Annotated in this window: 14 protein-coding genes; 7 read left to right on the forward strand and 7 right to left on the reverse strand. The window is 42.6% G+C overall.

Annotated elements, in window-relative coordinates; all coding sequences use genetic code 11:
- Positions 1-6: 6 nt before the first annotated feature.
- Both MHI35_RS01900 and MHI35_RS01905 read left to right on the forward strand, forming a co-directional pair.
- Positions 7-8,202 carry an amino acid adenylation domain-containing protein gene (locus MHI35_RS01900; protein WP_335348871.1) on the forward strand — a complete coding sequence of 2,732 codons (8,196 nt, stop codon included), beginning with the start codon at positions 7-9 and terminating at the stop codon, positions 8,200-8,202.
- Positions 8,203-8,208: 6 nt separating this feature from the next.
- A complete protein-coding gene (locus tag MHI35_RS01905; RefSeq protein ID WP_144523425.1) occupies positions 8,209-8,949 on the forward strand; it encodes a thioesterase II family protein in 741 nt (246 codons plus the stop codon).
- A gap of 35 nt (positions 8,950-8,984) precedes the next feature.
- On the opposite strand, the gene MHI35_RS01910 is transcribed toward MHI35_RS01905, so the two are convergent.
- Complete coding sequence (locus tag MHI35_RS01910; RefSeq protein ID WP_213019679.1) at positions 8,985-9,926, reverse strand: DMT family transporter; 942 nt, start codon at positions 9,924-9,926, stop codon at positions 8,985-8,987.
- A gap of 103 nt (positions 9,927-10,029) precedes the next feature.
- On the opposite strand from MHI35_RS01910, the gene MHI35_RS01915 reads away from it, so the two are divergent.
- Positions 10,030-11,367, forward strand: coding sequence for an aminotransferase-like domain-containing protein (locus MHI35_RS01915; RefSeq protein WP_211063351.1), 1,338 nt, complete (start codon positions 10,030-10,032; stop codon positions 11,365-11,367).
- Here MHI35_RS01915 and MHI35_RS01920 read toward each other — a convergent pair.
- The 3 genes from MHI35_RS01920 to MHI35_RS01930 all read right to left on the reverse strand — a co-directional run bounded on the left by MHI35_RS01920 (position 11,364) and on the right by MHI35_RS01930 (position 13,449).
- The gene (locus tag MHI35_RS01920) at positions 11,364-12,056 is read right to left on the reverse strand and encodes a 4'-phosphopantetheinyl transferase family protein (RefSeq protein ID WP_211063350.1); all 693 of its coding nucleotides are present in this window, start codon (positions 12,054-12,056) and stop codon (positions 11,364-11,366) included. The genes MHI35_RS01915 and MHI35_RS01920 overlap by 4 nt on opposite strands.
- 74 nt (positions 12,057-12,130) lie before the next feature.
- Entirely contained in the window at positions 12,131-12,721 is a 591-nt protein-coding gene (locus tag MHI35_RS01925; protein ID WP_144523429.1) for a hypothetical protein, read from the reverse strand.
- A gap of 83 nt (positions 12,722-12,804) precedes the next feature.
- Positions 12,805-13,449 (reverse strand): YczE/YyaS/YitT family protein, encoded by a 645-nt coding sequence (locus MHI35_RS01930; protein ID WP_211063349.1) that lies wholly within the window; start codon positions 13,447-13,449, stop codon positions 12,805-12,807.
- 543 nt (positions 13,450-13,992) lie between these two features.
- Here MHI35_RS01930 and MHI35_RS01935 point away from each other — a divergent pair.
- The 3 genes from MHI35_RS01935 (at position 13,993) to MHI35_RS01945 (ending at position 19,428) form a co-directional block, all read left to right on the forward strand.
- Positions 13,993-18,471: an isopeptide-forming domain-containing fimbrial protein gene (locus MHI35_RS01935; RefSeq protein ID WP_335379103.1), complete on the forward strand. Its 4,479-nt coding sequence runs from the start codon at positions 13,993-13,995 to the stop codon at positions 18,469-18,471.
- A 6-nt stretch (positions 18,472-18,477) separates the two neighbouring features.
- On the forward strand, positions 18,478-19,038 hold the full coding sequence (locus MHI35_RS01940; RefSeq protein WP_144523432.1) for a class D sortase: 561 nt from the start codon (positions 18,478-18,480) through the stop codon (positions 19,036-19,038).
- 105 nt (positions 19,039-19,143) lie between these two features.
- Positions 19,144-19,428, forward strand: coding sequence for an AbrB/MazE/SpoVT family DNA-binding domain-containing protein (locus MHI35_RS01945; RefSeq protein WP_041815153.1), 285 nt, complete (start codon positions 19,144-19,146; stop codon positions 19,426-19,428).
- A gap of 40 nt (positions 19,429-19,468) precedes the next feature.
- Here the strand turns inward: MHI35_RS01945 and MHI35_RS01950 are convergent, their stop codons facing one another.
- The 3 genes from MHI35_RS01950 to tcyA are packed head-to-tail and all read right to left on the reverse strand — an operon-like array spanning position 19,469 to position 21,719.
- Positions 19,469-20,212 carry an amino acid ABC transporter ATP-binding protein gene (locus MHI35_RS01950; protein WP_012008904.1) on the reverse strand — a complete coding sequence of 248 codons (744 nt, stop codon included), beginning with the start codon at positions 20,210-20,212 and terminating at the stop codon, positions 19,469-19,471.
- 12 nt (positions 20,213-20,224) lie between these two features.
- Entirely contained in the window at positions 20,225-20,917 is a 693-nt protein-coding gene (locus tag MHI35_RS01955) for an amino acid ABC transporter permease (RefSeq protein WP_012008905.1), read from the reverse strand.
- Positions 20,904-21,719, reverse strand: coding sequence for a cystine ABC transporter substrate-binding lipoprotein TcyA (tcyA, locus tag MHI35_RS01960; RefSeq protein WP_335348868.1), 816 nt, complete (start codon positions 21,717-21,719; stop codon positions 20,904-20,906). The genes MHI35_RS01955 and tcyA overlap by 14 nt, the downstream gene beginning before the upstream one ends.
- A 395-nt stretch (positions 21,720-22,114) precedes the next feature.
- Between tcyA and MHI35_RS01965 the strand changes: the two genes are divergently transcribed.
- On the forward strand, positions 22,115-22,699 hold the full coding sequence (locus MHI35_RS01965; RefSeq protein ID WP_417894672.1) for a dienelactone hydrolase family protein: 585 nt from the start codon (positions 22,115-22,117) through the stop codon (positions 22,697-22,699).
- The last annotated feature ends 288 nt before the right edge of the window (positions 22,700-22,987 follow it).

Raw genomic sequence — 22,987 nt, forward strand, 5'->3', positions numbered from 1 at the left:
AGAACGATGTTAATGAATAGAAGAAAAGGACTTGTAGCAAATCATATCGTCAGAATCAACGGAAAACGAATTGATCTTAAAGCATTGGAACAGGTCATGATGCTGCATTTTCCGCTGAAGGAATGTGCATTCATCCCGAAGAAAAATGAAGAAGGCAGCCTCTCGCTTGTGCTATTTGCACAGGCGAAGGACCCTTCGCTGACAAGAGAGGATTTGATGACAGGCGTACTTCATCCTGATGAAGTGCCCGCCGCTCTCATCTTATTACCTTCCTTGCCAAGGACAGAAAGTGGAGCGGTCGATACAGAAGCGTTGCTTTCGATTGACATCATCGATGAAGAGAGTTTGAGAAAGATAGAAGATCGTACGAAAGCTATAGATGGAGTAGAGGAAGCGGCTGCTCTCGTAGAAAGTCAGACAGAAAAACAAACGCCTTATCACCTAGATGATCTGTTTCCTAATCGGCAGCGGGCGCAAGAGAATGTATCGATCTTAAAGGATGATGCGGGCGAAACAAAGCCAGCATCCACTCATGAAAAGCCGCCTGCACTTGTGTATGGCGGGGATGTCATCAAAAAACAAGGCACACCTGTCACACTGACAGAGGTGCTAATTCGATCAGCCTTTATGTCACCGGACCGCGGGGTGACCTATATTAAAGAAGGCGGGCGTACGTTGACCCAAACCTATCCTGAGTTACTCACAAACGCAGAACGGGTTCTGTCTGGTTTAAGGAAAGCAGGGCTGACAAACGGCGATCAAGTGTTACTCCAATTGAAAGATCATCAAGATTTCATCACTGCGTTTTGGGGCTGTATTCTCGGTGGCATCATTCCGACTCCGGTCTCTGTACCGCCTGTTTATGATGAAACGAATCAAGCTGTGAACAAGCTGAAAGGCGTGTTTCAGCTGCAAAATGAACCGTTCATTTTGACGAATGAAGCAAGTGCTGAGGACATTGCTGGGCTGCGTGAGGCATTTGAGGCAGAAAACATACCCATTTTAACTATCGAAACATTGCTCTCGTGCGAACCGGATGAACAGCATTATGAGCCAGAGCCGGATGAGCCTGTGCTTCAGCTGCTCTCTTCGGGAAGTACGGGTGTGCCAAAGTGTATCCGACACAACCATCAAAGTATTTTATCTAGAATCATCTCCTTTGAGCAGACAAATGGCTTTACGCATGAGGATGTGTCGCTTAACTGGATGCCGCTTGATCATGTAGGAGGCATTGTCATGTTTCATGTACATGATGTCTACTTTGGCTGCCAGCAGATTAGTCCATCCATCGATCAATTTATCGAGCGGCCGATGGTGTGGCTAGATTGGGTAGAAACATACGGCGTCACAAGGACATGGGCACCGAATTTTGCTTTTGCGATGATGAATGAATATGAGGACGACATTCGCAAAGGGAGCTGGGATCTCTCCACACTGACGTATATCATGAATGCAGCCGAAGCGGTTGTGCCAAAAGTGACGCAGCGCTTCATGCATATGATGAGTCAGCACGGATTAAGCCGTCATGCGATGGTGCCAGCGTACGGCATGTCTGAAACATCCTCAGCCATTGTCCAATCTAAGAAATTTATGAGGCATGGTGATCAAGATGGACAGCTGACGATTGATCAGACTTCTTTAACAAGTGAAATTCAATACGTAGCACAAGATCATCCTCACAAAATGACGTTTACAGAAGTCGGCGCACCGATTCCGTCTGTATGGATTCGGATTGTAGACGAACATCATCATGTGCTGCCAGAAGATCAGGTTGGACGATTGCAGGTGAACAGTCCGACGATTATGATGGGCTATGATCAAAATGAGGAAGCCAATCAAGAGGTATTTGCGGAAAATGGTTGGTTTCACACCGGGGATTTAGGATTTATTCACGAAGGGCGTCTTGTTCTGACAGGTCGAGAAAAGGACATCATCGTTATCAATGGAGCCAACTATTTGAATTATGAAATTGAAGCAGTTGTGGAAGAGGTGGACGGGGTTGAAGTCACTTTTGCTGCTGCGTACGGCATCTACAATCCCGAATCAAGCAATGACACGCTTGCCGTCTTCTTTGTCACACAAAAGGATTCGCTAGAGGAACAAGTCACGATGATTCAGCAAATTAGAGAGGCCATCATCCGTAAAATGGGCATAGAGCCCGATCACATCATCCCAGTGAAAAAAGACCAATTTCCGAAAACAGAAAGCGGAAAGATCCAACGTGCTCAGTTAGGCGCGGCACTAAAAGAGGGTGTGTTCCGTGACATTGAAAGGGCACTGGACCTTGCTTCTGAAAATGAACAAACACTGCCAGATTGGTTTTTCAAACGCACTTGGGCAAAGGAGCATATTGGTCCGTCTCAGCCTGCTGCTGATCAGATACTCGTTTTCGAGGATGAAAAAGGGCTTTACCAATCACTTTACGCCCAATTTGAACAAAGAAATCAGCCCTATGTTTCTGTGAAAAAAGGACATGAATTTTTGCGTCTCTCCAAAGGGATGTACCAGATGAACCCGAGAATTAAGGGGGATTATGTCAGGCTCGTTGCAGCACTTGAAGCAGATGAATTAAAGACAGGATGCATACTCCACTTGTGGAATGTGACAGACAAAGAAGCCATCGTTAAGCCTGCGCAGTTCACAGAAATGCATGCGAGGTCCAATCAATCGATTTTGTACTTGTATCAAGCATGGAGGCAAGAAAACAAAGAGCCTCTCCGGCTTGTTGTCGTGACAAAGGGTGGTCAATTTGTGAATGCTGAAGAAGATCTTCATGTGGAGAAAACGTCGCTCGTTGGTTTGTTAAAAACCATCCCGCAAGAATGGGAAGGAGCAGAAGTGTCACATATTGATATTGAAGCGGAGCAAGTAGAACAAGATGCAAAGCACATTGCTGATGAGCTGTCGGTAATTCATATCAAAGCAGAGGTGGCATACCGAAAAGGGCACAGGTTCGTACCAAAGCTTGAAAAAGTCGATATGATGAGCGTACCTCAAACAGAAGGATTTTTAGAATATGAAGGACTTTATTTGCTGACTGGAGGACTTGGTGGTATTGGGTTTGAACTGTCTAAGCAGATGCTCCAATTTGGCTTAAAGCTTGTCTTGATTGGAAGGTCTTCTCTGGAAGACAACCTTGAAAAGAAAGAAGCATTCTCACAGCTAAAAGACCTCGGTGACGTCATCTATGTCCAAGCGGATGTGACGGATTTAGCTGACGTGGAGCGGACGATTTACAAAGCAGAAAAACATTTCGGTCAATCCATCAGGGGTGTGCTGCATTTAGCTGGAGCAGGCAATGTGTCAGAGCATTTTCAGCAGGCAGATAAGTATACATTGGCTCATACGTCAGAAGAGGATTTTACAAAGGAACTGTCAGGGAAAGCGGACGGTGCGTTTGTCCTGCAGGAAGCCTTCAAGCATGATCCGGCAGTACCACTCGTCTTTTTTGGATCAGTAAATGGCTTTTTTGGCGGTACAACATTCGGGGCTTATTCTGCGGCCAATAGCTTTTTAGATGGGCTTGCACACACGCTCACCTTTCAAGAAGGAAGACGGGCGATCTCTTTAAACTTTAGTATGTGGGATAATCTCGGTTTGTCTAAGGGACATACCGGCGCAGCCCTTACCGTCCGCAAGGGATTTCAATTGATTGGAAAGAAGCAAGGTCTCCATTCATTCTGTCTAGGTGCTCGGCTGAATGAAGCGCATCTATTTATCGGCCTAGACGGAGCCAATCCAGAAATCGCTGCGTATCTTCAGCCAGCGCAAATCCCGACTTTTGAGAAAAAGCTTTTTTATACAGCGATGCCTGGAAAAGAAGTGCATGTTGAAGAAATCGCAAACATAACAAAAGATGGCTGGGATATTCAGCAAGTACAGGAAATACCGAAAAGACAAGATGGGTCTATTGATCATGAAGCCCTCAAGCTGAATCATCACAAACATGGACAATCCTTTGAAAAGCAATTGCCAGAAACGGAAACAGAGCAGGTGCTTGCTACCATTTGGGAGGACATTTTAGACGTTGATCGTGTGTACAAAGAGGATCAATTCTTTGATCTTGGCGGACATTCATTAAAGGCGACTCAAACCATTTCAAGGATCAATCATGAGTTTTCAATCAAAGCGCCTTTAAAAATATTATTTGAAAGCAAGCATCTGGCACATTTGGCGCAATTGATTGATGACATCAAAGAGGTACCGGCTGGTCAGGAAGCCAAGATTCCAAAGCTGGAAAAGCGAACAAGCTATGAGTTGTCACATGCTCAGAAACGTATTTGGTTCTTATCTACATTGGAAAAGAGCCATCATTACAATATATTAGGTGCTTGGAAGCTGACAGGACAACTGCACATTCAAGCGTTAACAAAAGCGATTGGTCTCTTAACGAAACGTCATGAAGCACTGCGCGCAACCTTTCAATCGCTTGGCGGCAAGCCAGTTCAACTAATACGTGAAGATCTTCCGCCATCCGTTACAGTTGCGAATTTCTCATTATTTAATGAAAAAACAAGAACGAGAAGGCTCAAGCAGCTTATTCAGCAAGAAGCGAACCGCATGTATGATTTGGAAAGAGGGCCTCTTGCGCAGTGGACGATTGTGGATATGGGCAATGAAGAATGTTATCTTCTTTGCGCGCAGCATCATATCATTTCAGATGCATGGTCGCTCAGTCTGCTCATTCAAGAATTAGAAGTGGCTTATGACGGGCTGCTTTCAGATGAAGCGCCACAGCTCCCAGCACTGGAAATCGAGTGGACCGATTATGTTCATTGGGAAAATGAGCAAGTAACGCATCATCAAGCAGACCAAACCTATTGGCTCAAGACCTTGCAAGGTGAACTCCCAGTGCTAGAGCTGCCGTTTGACTGCCCTCGTCCGCCAGTTCAAACATTTAACGGCGCTACAGAGCAAATCGTCTTGGAAGATACGCTTATTCGCCGTTTGCAGGCTTTGTCCAAACAGCAGGGCACAACGCTGTTTATGACGATGCTGTCGGCGTACTACGTCCTGCTTCACAAGCTGTCTGGACAGACAGATATCATCATTGGCTCGCCGATCGCAGGGCGAGATACCGAGCAATCAGAGAAGCTTGTTGGAATGTTTGTGAATACACTCGCGCTCAGACAGGATATCTCCACAGCAGCTACGTTTGCTGATGTCATGGAAAACGTGAAGGAGATGACATTAAAAGCATTTGAGCATCAGCGTTATCCATTTGACAAGCTTGTCGATGATCTTTCGTTAGATAGAGATTTAAGTCGATCGCCTATTTTCCAAGTGGCGATGGGGTATGTAACAGATTCGCTCCATATCAATCTCAAAGGGCTGACAAGTGAGCATGTGATGGTTCATCATACAGTGTCTAAGTTTGATCTCACCTTACATGTATTTGAACAGGGAGATCAGCTGTCGATCCATGTGGAATACAATACAGATTTATTTGATCAAGAAACCATTCATCGTTATATGAATTATTATCTTCGTTTGCTAGATGGTATGACAGCTCAGCCTGAACGTACATTTTCTGATTATTGCTTAATGGACAAAGCGGAGCAGGCTGCGATGATCATTGGGAAAAACCAAACGGCTACGCCTTATCCAAAGCGCACCATTCAAGAGCTGTTTGAAGAACAGGTGCAGCGTGATCCGCACCGCATTGCCTTGTCTTATTTGGAAGAGTCCATGACGTATCAAGAGTTGGATGAGAAGGCAACAAAGCTTGCTGCTTACTTGCAGTCAAAGGGAGTTGGACCAGGTTCACTTGTACCGATGCTCTTTGATCGTTCCTTTGACATGATTGTTTCAGTGCTAGGCATCGTCAAATCTGGTGCTGCATATGTTCCGATGTCACCAGAATATCCAGATGCGCGAATCCGTCTCATTGTTCGCGATACGCAAAGTGATGTGGTCATTACGCAGTCTCATTTAATAGAGCGTCTAGTAGACTTTACAGGTACAAAGATTGACATGGACAAGCCATTACTAGAAACAGATGCAGGGTATCAAAGAGAACAATCAATCATTGGAGAAGACCAGTTAGCCTATGTCAATTACACATCAGGCTCAACAGGTACACCAAAAGGCGTTATGCTCCCCCATGCAGGAGTTGTCCGTCTAGTGAGAGAAACAAATTATATGAAACTAGGTCCAGATGATAAGATGCTTCAGCTCTCAAACTATGCTTTTGATGCCTTTACATTTGAGTTGTGGGGTATGCTCCTGAATGGCGGTCAGCTCATTCTGATTCCGAAATATGCCGCGCTAAATATGGATGAATTATCACGGCTGATCAAAGCGCATGAAGTGACAGCCAACTGTCTGCCAACCGCCTTATTCAATCGGCTGGTGGAACACGATCCAAAAAGTGTAGCAGGCTACCGCACATTACTCGTTGGCGGAGAAGCGATGTCCAGCGAGCATGCACGAAAGGCACTGCCGCATATGGAGGGTGTACTGATCAATGCTTACGGTCCTACAGAAAACACGACCCTAGCCACAACACACCAAGTCACGCACGTGCCAGAGGGAGCAAGGTCAGTTCCAATTGGTGTCCCAGTATCGAATTCAACTGTCGTCATACTAGATGATGCGCTCAATCCAGTGCCAGCAGGCGTCAAAGGAGAAATTTATATCGGCGGCACAGGTCTGGCAAAAGGCTACCTTCATGATCTAGAGCGGACGCAGGAACGGTTTATAGACAATCCATTCCCTGAACTAGAGGGAGAAAGGCTGTATCGTTCAGGTGATCTTGGTACATGGCGTTCAGATGGCACCATTGAATATCTCGGCCGAAAAGACAACCTCGTGAAAATTAGAGGCTACCGGATTGAATGTGGAGAAATAGAGACAGCTCTCCTCAAGCATCCACAAGTAAAAGAATGTACAGTTATCGCCAAAACATATGGCAGCTCAAAACGGCTGGCGGCCTACCTTGTCACAGACGGAGAGAATCCTCATCCAGGCTGGAAAGCATTTTTACAGGAAAGTCTGCCAGGTTACATGATTCCAAGTTACTTTATTGTAATGGACGAAATACCAGTCACAACAAACGGAAAGGTTGATCAAAAAGCATTGCCAGACCCAGCTGAAACGATCTCTCTTTCTCAAGGGGCTGACAAACCAGTCACCGAAACGCAGGAACAAATTGTCACAGCTTTCAAGAACGTACTTGGTGTCAAACAAGTAGGCATACATGACTCATTCTTTGATTTAGGCGGCGATTCAATTATGAGTATCCAAGCCGTTGCCAAATTAAAAGAACAGGGGATTCGGGTTGATCCAAAATGGATCTTCATGCATCCAGCACCGGCTCAACTAGCCGCACATGTGGACGCAATGCCAGAGGCCGCGGAGCACATCGAAAGATCTCCAAAGGACTACGTGATTGAACTGAAAAAAGGCGATCCAGCCGAGCCGAGGATTTTCTTTGCACCGCCTGCCGGTGGAACGGTAATGGGCTATATCGATGTGGCTAAGCTGATGACCCATCAAGGCGCTGTGTACGCCGTGCAGTCTCCTGGCTTATATGAGGATGAAGAACCGCAATTCCTCCATTACACAGAGCTTGTGTCCATTTTCGTTGAAGCCATTGAGACCTTCTATCGACCTGGTATTGACTATCTAGCAGGACATTCAATGGGCGGGCACCTTGCCTACGGAATGAATCAGCGGCTCTGCCATGCAGGAAAAGCGCCGAAAGGACTCATCATTTTAGATACGGTCCCAGTGTTAAGGGATGAGGCGGATCAGGCACTCCATGCAGATATGAACGAAGAAGAAGTGAAAATGCTTGCGCTTGTCCTTGGAATGGGAAATCTCGTCGGTATCCAGCCAGAAGCATTACAAGGGCTGAGCTTCCAAGAAGTGAAGCAAAGAATACTAAAAGAGGCAGAAAAGGATGAAGTGGTTCATCAATTTATGAATGATCAGTATTTAGATAAATATTTGCAAATGCAAACGCATAATACGATCATGTCACAAGCCATTGAATTAGAAAAAGAACCATTCGATGTGCCATTTTATATTGTACAAAGTAGTGATCACGCCATTGATTTCCAGAAGAAGTTCTCAGACTGGGAGGCTTATACGAAAGGATCGTGCTCGTATTATCACATCAAAGGAGACCATGTCACCATGATGAAAAGGCCGCAGGCAGATGAACTGGCACGGATTCTTCAAACGATGATAAAGGGGTAAGAACGTATGAATCATTTATTTAAAACCTTTGAAAAAAAATCAGATCTTATTCAACTTATTTGTTTTCCTTTTGCAGGCGGTTATTCCGCCTCGTACCGCCCGCTTTTTGAACAACTAAAAGGCACTGCCGAAGTCACAGCAGCAGAGCCCCCAGGTCATGGAACCAATCTCATGCCGCTCGAAACGAGCATTGACCGATTGGCTGAGCTATACAAAGAAGGGCTCATGGGCAACCTGAACCGTCCATTTATCCTGTTCGGACATTCCATGGGAGGACTTGTCGTGTATAGATTGACACAGCTATTAGAAAGGGAAGGGGTTTATCCTGTAGCAGTCGTGATTTCGGCTATTCAGCCGCCGCAAACAAAACGACAGATCCTGACCCATTTATCGAATGAGGCATTTGTTCAGCATATTGCCGAAATGGGCGGGATACCAAAGGAATTATTAGAGAACAAACCAATGATGGATTACTTTACGCCGTCCTTACGTGCAGACTATCAGGCGCTGGAAACCTTCCAGCACAAAGATCAATCCATCATCGAAACACCCGTTTATTTATTCAATGGAACACAAGATGAAAAATGCATGCAAGATGCAAACGGCTGGCTACCATGGGCAAAAACCATCGAACGCACCAATTTCGAAGGAGGGCACATGTATATCAACACACACCTCGAATCCTTCGCAGAACAGATGAGACATGTGATCGACCTTGCAAGCAAACAACAATTCATGAAACATTAAAAGAAAGCGGTCCTTCTGAAAGGGACCGCTTTTTCTTATGAATTCCGCTTCTTTACTACATTCCCGCCAATCACTCCGCCAATGACCAGAACACCTCCAATGAGATGATACCAATCGATTGTTTCATGTAAAATGAGAACCCCAGCGGCGACTGTAATAAACGCAGATAAATTGTTAAAGATGCTGACCTTTGCCGCTTCAAGCTGAGAGAGGGCATAGTTTGATAAATATGCCGTGAGAAGTGAAGAAAGAATGCCTAAAAAGAGCATTGACCATACAAAGGACGGTTGTGTAAATGGGCTGAAAAATTGCAGCGTTGTTCCGTTTACTGAATGCCGGATAAGCGCAGCGGCGTTGAAGAAGACAAATCCAAAGAATGTCATCACGAAAGTGAGTTCAATCACATGGAAGCGCCGTGTAATGACCCGGGCAAATACACTGTATGCACTGGAGGATAAGGCTGAAAGTAATATTAGTACATAGCCGATCATGTGTGAATGCTTCACATCAATTCCCTTCATGACGAAAAGAAGCATCACTCCGCACACAGAAAGAATGGTAAACAGCACTTGGATCCATGTCGCGCGTTCCTTTAAAAACCACGCGGCCAGCACCATTGTCAGAATAGGAATCGTTGCCTGAATAATACCAGCCTCTGACGAAGAGGTATACATCAGCCCCCATACTTGAAAAGCAAAAAACAACACAGGATAAAGCAAGGAAAACGGTACGATGTAGAGAAGATCACGCCATTGAATGGAGAGGCGGATTTTCTTTCGTAAAAATGGAAACAGCAATAGTGCGGCTGCAAAAGAAACCGTAAAGCGGTGTGCCAATAAATCAATCGGGTTTGCTGATTCTAATGCAATTTTGACAAACAAAAATGAAAAACCAATGATCGTCGCGTAGCCTATCGCGGCAGCATACGCTTTCTGTTTTGAATAATTCACAACGTGACTCCTTACACGAGCATGCATGCTTCAGATGAATTGACCGGTTCTGTTCTTCTATCGTAATCGGATCATCTAAGGTGTACAATAAGAGAACATGATATCTGTACCGGTACAAGGAGGAAGCAGGGTGAGGAAATATGATCAGCTTGTTCTTAGCTTAAAAGAGAAGATGACGTCTGGTGAATACCATGCGGGCATGAAGATCCCTTCCATTCGCCATTTGGCGGCACAATATGCAGTGAGCAAAAGCACAGTTATTAAAGCACTAGACACATTAGAACGAGAACATCTGCTGTATTCTGTAGAAAGAAGCGGCTATTATGTTGTGAAAACAAAGCAGTTAGCGGGGAAAGAGGATAGCACATGGATTGATTTTGCTTCATCTGCACCTGATCCCATCGTGTTTCCGTATGTTGATTTCCAGCACTGCATCAACCAAGCCATCGATTTGTATCAAAATGACTTGTTTATTTACGGCACAACCAACGGATTACCATCGCTGCTGCCAGTCATTTCTAAGCGATTAATGGATTATCAAGTGTTTGCTAATCCAGAGCAGATCGTTATGACCTCTGGTATTCAGCTGGCGTTATCCATTTTAAGCACCATCCCTTTTCCGAATGGCAAACAGACCATACTAGTCGAACAGCCAGGCTATCACCTATACCTTCAATATTTAGAAAAAAATCATCTGCCTGTGATGGGGATTCAGCGGACGGAAAAGGGAATTGATCTTCAAGAATTGGAGCGCATCTTTCGAGAAGAGGAGATTCGTTTTTTCTATACGATGCCAAGGTTTCAAAACCCGCTTGGAACGAGCTTGTCAAAACAAGAGAAAAGAGCGATTGCAGCTCTTGCCAAAAAATATGACGTCTATATCGTTGAAGATGATTATATAGCCGATTTAGAATTCGATGCAAAAAGAGACCCGATCTATTCATACGATCAGGCGGGTAAGGTTATTTATTTAAAAAGCTTCTCCAAAATCATCTTTCCAGGACTTCGAACAGGAGCGGTCGTCTTACCTGAGGAACTAATTAGACCTTTTAGCGAGCACAAACGGCTCATTGACATCGACAGCTCCATGCTGTCACAGGCAGCCTTAGAAATATACTTGAAAAGCGGGATGTTTGAACGGCATCGAGAAAGAATGCAGACAACTTATCGCAACCGATCCAAACAGCTAGTGACATGTCTGAAAAGCGATCAAATCGCTTATCAACTAGGAGAAGAGGAACCAGCTACTCATACACATGTACGGCTCGATCGGTCAATTCCGATGAACCAGCTCATTCAGCAGCTGAAAAAGGCATCTGTTTCCATTCAGCCAATTGACCGCTATTACCTGTCGACCTATCAAAAAGACCCCATTTTTCAACTGAACATCTGGCAGGTGAAAGAAGAGCAAATCACACGTGGAGTCGATTTGTTAAAGACAACATTTCAGCAAATTGGGCGATATTAAAGACGAGACAGCACATCACGGCAAGAGAGTCTCTCAACTCCTTCAGCTGCAGAAGGCTTTCGTGTACACACCGCCATTTGGTAGGCAGGGTCAAGTGAATATGTTTGAACAAAGCAAGGCGCTTCATGATCAGGTAATGCAAGCGTCGCCTGTCCATCATCTGAAAGGCGGGCTGTAAAGGAAGAAAGACCATAGGATAATCCCTTTCCAGTCAGCTTGATAAAGGCCTCCTTCATTGACCATAAATGAAAGAAGTAGGCTTCCTGCCGTTCTGCCGGTTGTGTAAGTAAATCCTCATACTCATCTGCTGAAAAAAATCGTTTAGCAATCGCTAGATCAATCGGTTTGATCTCTTCAATATCAATCCCTACAGGTGCATCATCTATTGCGCATACGACCCAATCACCAGAGTGAGAAAGATTAAAATGAAAAGAAGGAATGTGCCGGACGACAGGCTTGCCATTGCCCTCTGTTTCAAAAACGATCTGATCAAAAGGCAGATCGTACATATCATGGATCACCTGACGAACTAGCACCTCACCTAACAAGGTCCTTCTTGCATCGACCAAAAAGCGAAAGCGCTCAGCCGCAACACGCTTTTCAGCTGAAACAAAAGGTTTCAATTGATCGATTTGTTTTCGTGCATGGATGTCATCTAAATGTTGTAATTGGATAGCGAAAATCTTCATCATGAACCTCTAATTTTTTACATTGATTGTACCATTGTAGAGCGCCGTACAAAAGGGAAATCCTGCACAATCTTCTACGTCTGTTTCAGGATATGAACCCCATTCGGATCTTTTGCATCTAATCCATCGCAATCAGTCATGATCACGTGAAGTAAAGAGAGGCGTTCTCCTTTTTGCCAGTGAATGGGCTGATTCAAGGAAGAGAGCAGTTGATCCACTTTAGACGTCTGTGACAAATCAGGAACAGCAATTGTCATGGCTTGAAGCGTATCGTTCCCGGTCTCAACGACATCTGTACGCCGCTGTAATTCAAGCCTTAAACGAAGAGGTGTTGAAAGAAACGTTCTTCGTTCTCCTTCTTGAACCGGCCAGTTGAGCTCTTTTACCTGTGAAAGCAGCTCCCCATATTCTTCATCTGAGACAAGAAAGCCAATGTGATCAAAAAGGACTTTTTTACTATAACCGAATGTGATATTGATTTGTCCCTTTCTCATTTCGACGATGCGAAAGGTCGGCTGCTCTTCTCTAAAGTCATCCCATGTGAGCGGCGGATGAAAGGAGCCATCCTTTGTGAAACGCGCCTTTACTTCAAAGCCTAGCGAGCGATACGCCTGTTCAGTCTCTTCAACAAATGGTGTCCAGTAATGATAATGAAAAAGCTGCATGAGGTCTCATCTCCAATAATAGAATATTCTGTTTATTTATTTTAACACAAGAAAAGCCATTCTTTTTGTAGAATGGCTTGTTCTTATCGGATAAGCGTCTGAACAGGTTTCTCTGCTGTTTTTGTAATAAGCAGCTCTAGGAGCCGTGTCGATTGTGGCAAGGAGAATCGAAGGACGAGACCTGTGAAAATAGCTGTCAGAATCGTGCCAACGCCGATCGGTCCGCCGAGCATCCATGCAAATAAAAGCACTGTTAACTCAATACCATTTCGCACCCACTGCACGTTCAATCCTGTTTTCGCTGAGATGAGCAGCATTAATGAATCCCTTGGCCCGGCGCCAAGATTCGCTGAGACATAAATGCCAACACCATAACCTGAAACCACAACGCCCGTAATAAACACATATAAAGCGGGTAAATACCCATGTGGTGCAGGCAATATCGCATTAAAGAAATCTATAAACATACCAATCAGCACCATGTTCAGTAATGCGCCGATCTTTGGAAATGATTTCGTAAAGACAGAAGTTAGTGTCACAATGAGTGCACCAATAATGATAGACCATTGTCCAATCGTCAGTCCAAAATGCTGAAACAGTCCGTAATGGAAAGCGTCCCAAGGGCCAATCCCAAGAATCTTTCCTTTCACTGTCAGTGATAGTCCAAAAGCTAGTACGATCAATCCAACAAAATAAAAAAACCAACGTAAAAGATGTTCCCGCTTCAAAAGCTTTCCCTTCTTTCTTAAACACTCGAATTCAATCGTAACATACTCCCACGCCCCTTTAAATGGCTTTGCTTAATTGTAATCGCTTACTTATGAAAAGAATTTTTTCGATTCGTAAAGGTCAAAACATCAAAACAAATAGCAAGACTTTTGGATTGTTTTTTTTGACAAAGTGACCCAATCATTCCCTTTTTTTAAGAGAAAAAGAAAAAAAACCAATATATGCTGACAAAAAATCATCATTATCCAATTAAAGATTATTTATCTTTAAATAGAAAGGATTGTATGTAATACACATCATAAGACCTGTTTGGGAAGATAGATAGATGAGGAAATTTGAGATGAAAAAAGGTTATTTTATTGGAAGAACACAAGTAAATCAATCATTTGGAGATATGTAGTTCAAAATGTCTATTTTTGTCGAAAATAGTTATTTAGTCCTGTTGAGACTTTTGAAATGTTACTGATATTCTTTACCAAAGTGTGGGAGGTGAACTGGTACATACCATTATGATTTAAAGCAAGTAAAAGGGGATGTCAAAAATGAACATATTTAAAAGAACGAGTCAATTATTTCTTATATTGGTGCTGATTGCTGGAAATTTATTAACCGTCTCACCACCTGTTACGAAAGCCGCTGGGACAGTAGTTGTGAACAATACGGATTCCTATATGATTGGGACTAGGCCACTAGTTCTACAACAACTCGATGGAAATGATCCAACAAATGTTAAAGCTAGTGTAGAGGTAAAAGGAATCGATATAGGCGCAGTGAATGGTGTTGCTGTTAGCGATCAAGAAAATGTAGTGTATGCAACTGCAAATGGCACTAGCCTTACTCTATATAAAATAAATGCGACATCAGGGCAAGCACAAGTCGTAACGAAACTACCTGAAGGCGCTACTAATGCCGTTGTGCATCAAGATAAATATATTTATTCTTATTTTTCTAATGGTGATTCTTTCCTTGGAACATACGATTTAGTTACAGGTAAAAAAACGTCCAAAAAAATCGTCGGTTATGACGCTGGCTCTGGCATTGGCGGAGACATTGGTGGAGACCTTGTTGTCGATAAGGATGGCTATCTTTGGTTTGCATCTAATAACAGTGGAGCCATTGCGCAAATGAATCCTGAAACAGCTGAAGTCATTCGTGTCATTCCGATTACAAATGCGGATGGTAAAACGATTGACGGAGGCGTGCGGGGAATTAGCTTCTTGCCAAATGGACAAATGCTATTACAGTCAGGATTAAACGAATCCATTGGTCATTCCACTCTATTTACACTTGATGCGAAAACATTAAGTACAACATATTTAGGCATTGCGGGTGATTCATTATCTTACGACTTAGCTTCACGTGTGAAGCCCGAATTCGATCCATATCCACCTAACCTTGAATCAGAAAAATCGGTTGCTTTACAGAAAAAAGCAGAAGGCAACACAGATGAAAAGAATCCAGAAGTAGGCGACACTTTGCTTTATACAATTAGAGCAAAAAATACGGTGCAATACGGCGTTCTTAAGAATCTGACCATATCAGATAATCTTCCGAGTAGTTTAACCTATGTTTCTGGATCTCTTAAGGTAGACGGTACAAGCGTAACCGATGCCAAAGATCAAGACAAAGGTGATTATACAAACGGCACTGTTACAGGTCAAATAGGTGATGTGAAAGACACTGATTGGCACACCGTGACATTTGAAGCGAAAGTAGCAAAAGGTCAAGCTGGCAAGGATATTCAAAATACAGCGAATGTCGAAGGGGATAATACACCACCAGACAAACCAACAACAAACATAGAAATTTATCCACGTGATCCAAAGCTTGAATCAGAAAAATCAGCGGTCTTACAGAAAAAAGCAGATGGTAATACAGATGAGAAACATCCAGAAGTAGGCGACACATTACTGTATACCATTCAAGCCCGTAACGCTATTGAAGATAGCGTGATTGAAGATCTTATGATTTCTGACAAATTACCTCAAGGGTTATCATATGTACCAAACTCACTTCAGGTAGATGGAAATCCAGTCACAGATGCAAAAGATGGCGACAACGGTGATATAACAGATGGAACTGTCACTGGAACGTTCGGTGAAGTAAAAGATGTGAAATGGCATACCGTGACGTTTGAAGTCACAGTTGAAAAAGGTCAGGCAGGCAAAGACATTCAAAATACAGCTAATGTCACAACCGGCAACACACCGCCCGACAAGCCGACAACGAATATAGAAATCTATCCTCGTGACCCGAAGCTGACTTCTGAAAAATCAGCCGTCTTGCAGAAAAAAGCAGATGGTAATACAGATGAGAAGCATCCAGAGGTCGGTGACACCCTTCTTTATACGATTAAAACAAAGAATACGATAGAAGACAGTCTCGTTGAAAACTTAGTGATTTCGGATGAATTGCCAGAAGGATTAGCATATGTGCCGAATTCACTTAAGGTAGATGGACAAGCGGTGACAGATGAGCAAGATCAAGACAAAGGTGATGTCACAAACAGAACTATTTCAGGACAATTCGGTGACATTAAGGATACCGATTGGCATACCGTGACGTTTGAGGTCACGATTGAAAAAGGACAGTCTGGTAAAGACATACAAAATACAGCGAGTGTCACAGGTGAAAACACGCCGCCAGACAAACCAACAACAGAAATAGAAATTTATCCGCGTGATCCAAAGCTTGAATCAGAAAAATCAGCGGTCTTACAGAAAAAAGCAGAAGGCAACACAGATGAGAAGCACCCAGAAGTAGGGGACACCCTTCTTTATACGATTAAAACAAAGAACACGATAGAAGACAGTCTTGTTGAAAATCTAGTGATCTCAGATCAATTACCAAAAGGGCTGGAGTATGTTGCTGGTTCTCTTGAGATTGATGGAGAATCCGTCACAGATGTGAAAGATGACGATAACGGTGACTACACAGATGGAAAGGTTACAGGTTCTTTTGGTGATGTGAAGGATACGGACTGGCACACTGTTACGTTTGAAGTAAAAGTTGAAAAGGGACAGGCTGGTCAAGACATACAAAATACAGCTGAAGTAACCGGCGAAAACACGCCGCCAGATGATCCAACAACGAAAACAGAAATTTATCCTCGTGAACCAAAACTAGCATCAGAAAAGGATGCAAGCATTCAGAAAAAAGCAGAAGGTAACACAGACGAAAAGACACCTCAGGTAGGCGATACTCTTCTTTATACGATCAAAACGAAGAATCTTGAAGAAGACAGCATCGTCAAAAATCTAATCATCACAGATCAACTACCAGAAGGTCTTGAATACGTCGAAGGGTCATTAAAAGTAGATGACCAAGCCGTCACAGATGCAAAAGATGACGACAACGGAGACTACACAAAAGGCACAGTAACCGGTCAATTTGGTGATATCAAAGACACCGACTGGCATACGATTACTTTTGAAGCGAAGATCGCTAAAGGTCAAGCGGATAAAAGTATTCAAAACACAGCGAAAGTAACAGGCGAAAACACGCCGCCAGATGAGCCGACAACCGAAACAAAAATTGATCCAAAGGATCCAAAGCTTGAATCAGAAAAAACATCTAAGATCTCTCAAAAAGCAAAAGGTAATACAGATGAAAAACAAGTTCAAGTAGGCGATACCCTTCTTTACACCATCAAAACAAAAAATAGTGTAGAAGACAGTGTCATCAAAGATTTAGTCATCACAGATCAACTGCCAGAAGGTCTTGAATATGTCGAAGGGTCATTAAAAGTAGATGACCAAGCCGCGACAGATGCAAAAGATGACGACAACGGAGACTACACAAAAGGCACAGTAACCGGTCAATTTGGTGATATCAAAGACACCGACTGGCATACAGTGACGTTTGAAGCGAAGGTCGCTAAAGGCCAATCAGGTAAAAATATTCAAAACACAGCGAAAGTAACAGGCGAAAACACGCCGCCAGATGAGCCAATAACTGAAATAACCATTGATCCAAAGGATCCAAAGCTTAAATCAGAAAAAACATCTAAGATCTCTCAAAAAGCAAAAGGCAATACAGATGAAAAACAAGTTCAAGTAGGCGATACGCTTCTTTACACCATCAAAACAAAAAATAGTGTAGAAGACAGTGTCATCAAAGGTTTAGTCATCACAGATCAACTGCCAGAAGGTCTTCAATATGTCGCAGGGTCATTAAAAGTAGATGGACAAACCGTCACAGATGCAAAAGATGATGACAACGGAGATTACACAAAAGGCAAAGTAACCGGTCAATTTGGTGATATCAAAGACACCGACTGGCATACAGTGACGTTTGAAGCGAAAGTCGCTAAAGGCCAATCAGGTAAAAACATTCAAAACACAGCGAAAATAACAGGCGATAATACACCGCCAGATGAACCAACAACCGAAACAAAAATTGACCCAAGAGATCCAAAGCTTGAATCAGAAAAAACATCTGAAATCCATCAAAAAGCAGATGGCAATACAGATGAAAAACAAGTGCAAACAGGCGACATCCTTCTTTACACCATCAAAACAAAAAATAGTGTAGAAGACAGTGTCATCAAAGATTTAGTCATCACAGATCAACTGCCAGAAGGTCTTGAATACGTCGAAGGGTCATTAAAAGTAGATGGACAAACCGTCACAGATGCAAAAGATGATGACAACGGAGATTACACAAAAGGCAAAGTAACCGGTCAATTTGGTGATATCAAAGATAACGATTGGCATACCGTAACGTTTGAGGCGAAGGTTGCCAAAGGATATGAAGGTAAAACCATTCAAAATATCGGAGTCGTGAAGGGTGAGAATGTAGATGAACCAGACAAACCTGAAAACTCAACGACAGTAGAACCGCCGAATGTGCCAGAATTGCCAGCAAATCCAGATCAACCTTCTGAGCCACAACAGGATACACCTGGTCATCATCTTCCGAACACTGCAACAGCGATGTACAACTTTTTACTAGTCGGATTTGCACTCGTATTAATAGGTGCGGCCCTTATTGTATGGAAAAGAAGAAAAAGAAACGGGTAATCGTCCATGGTTCAAAAAATCATCTCAGCGACACTGATCACAGCAGGTATTTGCCTTGTGATGATAGGATATATGACAATCGTTGATGGGCAAAGGCAAGTAGATCAATCTTTCCAGTCTGCACAAGCAGCCATCCAGCAAAAGGGGGATACGGATTCCCCTTTTGTGCCAAAGGCTGGTGAAACCATTGGGCTCTTGCACATTCCAAAGTTAAATGCTGAGTTACCAATTGTAGAAGGAACGGATGCGGAGGATTTGGCAAAAGGTGTTGGTCATTACCACGAGAGCTATTTACCTAATGAACAAGGACAAATCGTTTTATCTGGGCATCGTGATACTGTGTTTAGACGAACAGGAGAACTTGTGAAAGGGGATCAACTCGTCATTGAGCTTTCATACGGTCGATTTACCTATGAAATTGAGAAAACAAAGATTGTGAAAAAAGATGATCAAAGTATTATTACGCTTCAACAGGAAAAGGAAGAACTTATCCTCACCACATGTTATCCTTTTTCTTTCGTTGGTCCTGCACCAAATAGATATATCATATATGGGAAGCGTGTTTAGCCACTGGATCAGCCTGCAACTTATCCTTTCTCTAACCGATTGAAGCGCTTCATTCCTTGATAAAGAGGGAAATGCCTATATCTAGAGATGCAGGAGGGGGTCAATTTGTTAAATCAAGACTATGTAAGATATATAGATAACGTCGGAAGAGTTGTACTGCCGACAGATATAAGAAAACGGTTGAAAATTCATCCGCGCGATTTTATGGAGATTTATCGAGAAGAAGACCAAATTGTTATAAAGCCGTATTGGCAGGACAAACCTTGTATCGTCACAGGGGAAGTAACAGGCTCCAACAAAGTACTATCGGGTGGAGTGGTTATCAGTCCAGAGGGAGCGAGATTGCTCTTACAAGATTTACTGGCACTTCGCTTGCAAAAGGAAATATAAAAAAAGGCTGTTCTCATCACGTGAGAACAGCCTTTTTTCATCATACTGGATTCAAAATCCGGTTTAAGAATTGTTTTGTTCGTTCTTCCTTTGGTCGTTTGAAGATTTCTTCTGGAGGACCTTGTTCGACGATGACGCCGCCATCAATAAAAATCACTTCGTCTGCCACTTCTTGGGCAAACTTGATTTCATGTGTAACGACCGCCATGGTCCAGCCTTCTTTCGCTAAATCCTTCATGACCTTTAAGACTTCCCCGACAAGTTCAGGGTCAAGTGCAGAGGTTGGTTCATCAAAAAGCATGAGCTCTGGCTGAATAGCAAGTGCACGGGCAATGCCGACACGCTGCTTTTGACCGCCTGACAGCTGGAAGGGATACAAATCTTTTTTATCCTCAAGTCCTACCTTTTGCAGGAGCTGAATCGCTTCTTTTCGCACCTCTTCTTTTGGCCGGCGCTGCACCTGAACAGGACCTTCCATCACATTCTCAAGCACTGTACGGTGAGGAAACAGGTGATAATCTTGAAACACCATGCCTGATTTCCGGCGAAGCTTCAGCAGATCAGCTTGTTTATTTTTTTTAGAAAAATCAATCGAGAAATCATCGAAGGTAAAGGAGCCGGCATTTGGAATTTCAAGTGCATTTAAACAGCGAAGCATCGTTGTTTTTCCTGAACCTGATGGACCAAGAATCGCCACAACCTGCCCTTTGTTGATCGTAAAATCAATCGACTTTAAAATCTCATTTTCACCAAAGGATTTGTTTAAGCCTTTGACTGTTAGCATGTCTTTCCCTCCTTACCTTGCGACATATCGATCAAGTCGTTTTTCAATTTGATGCTGAACGAGCGATAGAATGAAGCAGAATACCCAATAGATCAGGGCTGCTTCCATATAAATGAACAAGATCTGATCCAAGTTCGCCGCAGCAATTTCCTGAGATTTACGGAACATCTCTGCCACGAGGATTTGGGAGGCAAGGGATGTATCCTTCACCAAGCTAATGAATGAATTAGATAGTGGCGGAATCGATACACGCACAGCCTGTGGTAAAATCACGCGTACGAGCGTTTTACGATGCGTCATCCCAATTGAATAACCAGCTTCCCATTGTCCTTTAGGAACAGACAGGACGGATGCACGGATAATTTCCGACGCATACGCACCTACGTTTAATGAAAAAGCAATAATGGCACTTGGATATGGATCTAGTGTGATATTAAATGTCGGAAAGAAATAGAAAATAATAAACAATTGCACAAAAAGCGGCGTTCCACGAACGGCCGACACATAGATGGAAAAAATCCATCTGAGGGCTTTGATTTTAGACATTCTAGCAAGAGCTGTGACAAGCGCGATAAAAATACCAATAATAAAGGCAATGATGGCAAGGGGGATTGTATAATAAATCCCCTGCATCACCATTGGCCAAAAAGATTGCTGAAGAAGATCCCAAGGAATGACGACTCCTAGGGTATTACTTTGTAACATCTTCACCAAACCATTTTTTAGAAATCTTAGCAAGTGTACCGTCTTTTTTCATTTCTTTTAATGCGCCATTCACTTTGTCAACGACTTCGCCGCTGCCTTTTCTGAATGCAAAGTAAGTTTCTTGAGGATCTCCTGTTTCAAATGCAACTTTTAGGTTTTTGTTACCGCTTGTTTTCAAGTAATTCAATACAGCTAGCTTGTCATTGAATGTCAAATCAGCACGTCCTTGCTGAATCAATTGAATCGATTGTGCAAGACCTTCAACGCCTTCGATTTTAGCACGAGCATCTGTAGCTAGTTTATTGTAGTTACTTGTTAATGATTGTGCTGCTTTTTTGCCTTTGACATCAGATAGTTTCTTGATGTCATTGTTATCTGATTTTGTCACAACAATCGCTTGAGACGTTGTGTATTTATCAGAGAACTCGTATTGATTTTCACGGCCAGTTTTACCAACTTGGTTCGCTACCACGTCAAAACGTTTTGAATTCAGTCCAGCAAACATGCTGTCCCATTGTGTTTCTTTGAATTCAGGTTTTAAGTCAAGACGTTTTGCTACTTCTGTGATGACTTCTACATCGTAGCCAGTTAACTTATCTGTTTTTTTGTCATGGAATGTGAAAGGAGCATAAGTACCCTCTGTTCCGATCGTCAGAACACCTTTATCCTGAATGGATTTCCAAAGGTCACCTGATTCCTTAGACCCAGATTGTTTATTCGCGTTGTCGCTTGCACCAGATCCACATGCCGTGATCAATGCAACACAAGCGCCTAACATAATGGCAAAGAACATTTTTTTCATTTTATTCCCCACTTTTCTTGTTGGTATTTACAACATATGATCTTACAGAGAAGCAACCTAAAAGTAAAGCATTTGAAACTAGCTTGAGCGAATCTCACCAACTTTATGCCCTTAAATGGTTGGACGGACAAACGATTGAACTATACCCAAAACAAAAGGTGGTTAAAACCCAACACATTTTCAAACGATAATGAAAATTGTTCGATTAATGAGAATGTTAGATAGACTATTTAATGGAAAAATATGCTATGACCATCACATCAAAAGATGGTTATGTTGTTGTATATCAGTCGATTCATATGACTTTTTAAGAAAATAAAGTAAACGATATTCAGTGAACAAACGTAATATAAGGGAAGTGTGGTCATTTGCATATATCGAAACAAAAACCCGTCATGATCTTAATACACGAAATATACGGAATAAATGATCATATGAAGAGTGTCATTTATCATTTTGACAAAGCTGGCTTTGAGGTGTATTGTCCTCATTTATTAGGAAAGGTTAAAAACTTTCCTTATGTCAGTGAGAATGAGGCATACGACTACTTTATGAATAAAGTTGATTTTGATGAATCGGTAAAGATCGTATTGAATGTGGCAAAAGAGTTAAAAACGAAAAATGCATTGAGAGATATATTTCTCATAGGTTTTAGTGTGGGGGCAACAATTGCTTGGAGATGCAGCCAATATGATAAGTTGTTTACCGGAGTTATTGGGTTTTATGGTTCAAGAATCAGAGATTACGTCCATCATGCACCTGCTTGCAAAACTCTTTTATTTTTCCAAAAGATCGAAGCATCTTTTAACCCTCTAGAGATTGCGGAAATTTTGAAGAAAAAGGACAATCTATGCGTGAGAATAGTAGAAGGAAAGCATGGATTCGCCGATCCATATTCTACGGCTTTTCACGCTGAATCTAAAAATAGCTGCTTTCAGGATATAGATGATTTTATCAAAATGTGTTTGCTGGAAGAATAAAGATTTGTGAATGTGTAAACAGTGAACGGTGTCTTACAATTGATCATAAGAGAAAAGAAACCAGTATGTAAATGGAGTTCCATACTGGTTTTTTGTGCGAATATTTTGGTTATACGGCATCCTATCAAATGATAAGATCCACCGCATATTTGTGCGAACATTACTAAAATAAAGACTTTAAGACAGTGACCATAGAAGGAAGCATAATTATTATAAAAGATGTATAATTAGTAGGTTGTTTTAAAAATGGAATGAATCACATGGAGACATGTTTTGATAATAGAACAT

Origin of the sequence: Bacillus sp. FSL K6-3459, assembly GCF_038003305.1 — a bacterium.
Classification (GTDB): Bacteria; Bacillota; Bacilli; order Bacillales; family Bacillaceae; genus Bacillus; species Bacillus pumilus_O.

What these genes read in the sequence shown, in the direction of transcription:
- MHI35_RS01900 (WP_335348871.1), top strand. Translation starts at nt 7, where the DNA reads ATGTTAATGAATAGAAGAAAAGGACTTGTAGCAAATCATATCGTCAGA.
- MHI35_RS01905 (WP_144523425.1), top strand. Translation starts at nt 8,209, where the DNA reads ATGAATCATTTATTTAAAACCTTTGAAAAAAAATCAGATCTTATTCAA.
- MHI35_RS01910 (WP_213019679.1), bottom strand. Translation starts at nt 9,926, where the DNA reads ATGCATGCTCGTGTAAGGAGTCACGTTGTGAATTATTCAAAACAGAAA.
- MHI35_RS01920 (WP_211063350.1), bottom strand. Translation starts at nt 12,056, where the DNA reads ATGAAGATTTTCGCTATCCAATTACAACATTTAGATGACATCCATGCA.
- MHI35_RS01925 (WP_144523429.1), bottom strand. Translation starts at nt 12,721, where the DNA reads ATGCAGCTTTTTCATTATCATTACTGGACACCATTTGTTGAAGAGACT.
- MHI35_RS01935 (WP_335379103.1), top strand. Translation starts at nt 13,993, where the DNA reads ATGAACATATTTAAAAGAACGAGTCAATTATTTCTTATATTGGTGCTG.
- MHI35_RS01940 (WP_144523432.1), top strand. Translation starts at nt 18,478, where the DNA reads ATGGTTCAAAAAATCATCTCAGCGACACTGATCACAGCAGGTATTTGC.
- MHI35_RS01950 (WP_012008904.1), bottom strand. Translation starts at nt 20,212, where the DNA reads ATGCTAACAGTCAAAGGCTTAAACAAATCCTTTGGTGAAAATGAGATT.
- MHI35_RS01955 (WP_012008905.1), bottom strand. Translation starts at nt 20,917, where the DNA reads ATGTTACAAAGTAATACCCTAGGAGTCGTCATTCCTTGGGATCTTCTT.
- tcyA (WP_335348868.1), bottom strand. Translation starts at nt 21,719, where the DNA reads ATGAAAAAAATGTTCTTTGCCATTATGTTAGGCGCTTGTGTTGCATTG.
- MHI35_RS01965 (WP_417894672.1), top strand. Translation starts at nt 22,115, where the DNA reads ATGATCTTAATACACGAAATATACGGAATAAATGATCATATGAAGAGT.